The sequence below is a fragment of the Candidatus Protofrankia californiensis genome (assembly GCF_900634765.1).
GTDB lineage: Bacteria > Actinomycetota > Actinomycetes > Frankiales > Frankiaceae > Protofrankia > Protofrankia californiensis.
This window is the reverse complement of sequence record NZ_CAAAFT010000105.1, coordinates 2,530-3,592: the sequence shown is the minus strand read 5'-3', so window position 1 is coordinate 3,592 and position 1,063 is coordinate 2,530. Positions and strand designations below refer to the sequence as shown.

Genomic DNA, 1,063 nt, shown 5'->3' with positions numbered 1-1,063 from the left:
GTACCCGACCGTTGCAGGACGAAGACGTCCACGTGATCGCCTGGAGTGAGCGCGGGTGCTCTGCCGTCCTTGACGACGATCGCGACCAGCCGGGTCGGGCTCACGGTGTCCCGCACGAAGTCGGCGCCACTGAGCAGTTCCCCGGCCGACACCGGGCGGGCGAGCATCGCCCCGACCAGCGCTGAACGACGCTCACCCGGAAAATAACGATCCGCGGTCGTCGAACGCAGACGTGCCGAGGTCGTGGTGAGGTCGGCGGCAACCACGACATGCCCGGCTGGAAGGTCCACGGTTGCCGCCACCCAGTCGTGGCTGCGGTCGGCGGTCGCGAACAGGCGGGCGCCCGCCACGACCGACACCAGCACCAGCAGCACACCGACCAGCAGACGGGAGTCCCGCCAGCGCGGCGGGGTGAGCCGGCGGGCCGGTGGCGACGGCGGGGCGGCCGGCTTCTCCGAAACCGCGACAGCGGGCGTGAGGCCGGTCACCGGCGGACCTCCTGTAGCTTGTGTCCCTCGAGGCCGGCCGGCGGCGACGATGTCGTGATCGCGCCGTCGCGGCCGACCAGGAGCTGCTGGCGGGCGGACAGCGGGTGGCCCGGCGCAGACCGGATGACGGACATGTCCGACGCACACCCTGATCGCTGAGGGTACGTGGTCTGCAACGGCGGTCTCGGACGAGGGCCTTCCGGATCGACGGATCCGGGCCGGAACATCCCGCCTCCCGATCACCGCCTCCCGGTCGACACGCCCCGATCGACACGTCCCGATCACCGTCCCCCCATCGCCACTTCACGATCACCGCATCCAGCGATCACCACCTCCGGATCACCGCTTTACGTCGCTCGGAACCTCGACGCCATGGCCAAGATCTGATTTCAGGCCGCAACCAGTGGCCCGAGCCACCGAATCCCCGAATCCCCGAATCTCCGGCGATCCAGAGACTTGGGCCTCCGGCAGCGCGAGAAAAACGTGACCGCACTGCTTTTGGCCTTCCAGGCGAACGGCACCTGTTATCCACAAGTAGAGGCATTCACAGGCGATCCGATCCTGCAACTCTGATA

At 68.5% G+C, this 1,063-nt stretch carries 3 protein-coding genes; all 3 read right to left on the bottom strand.

The genetic code is table 11. The features are described from left to right. A partial coding sequence (locus DD1DGNOD_RS28850; RefSeq protein WP_241255507.1) for an SAF domain-containing protein occupies nucleotides 1–488 on the bottom strand: 488 nt, incomplete at its 3' end. Further along, entirely contained in the window at nucleotides 485–622 is a 138-nt protein-coding gene (locus tag DD1DGNOD_RS26595; protein ID WP_165034788.1) for a hypothetical protein, read from the bottom strand. The genes DD1DGNOD_RS28850 and DD1DGNOD_RS26595, both read right to left, overlap by 4 nt. Nucleotides 623–827: 205 nt before the next feature. Continuing rightward, a partial coding sequence (locus DD1DGNOD_RS27805) for a hypothetical protein (RefSeq protein ID WP_206442984.1) occupies nucleotides 828–1,063 on the bottom strand: 236 nt, incomplete at its 5' end.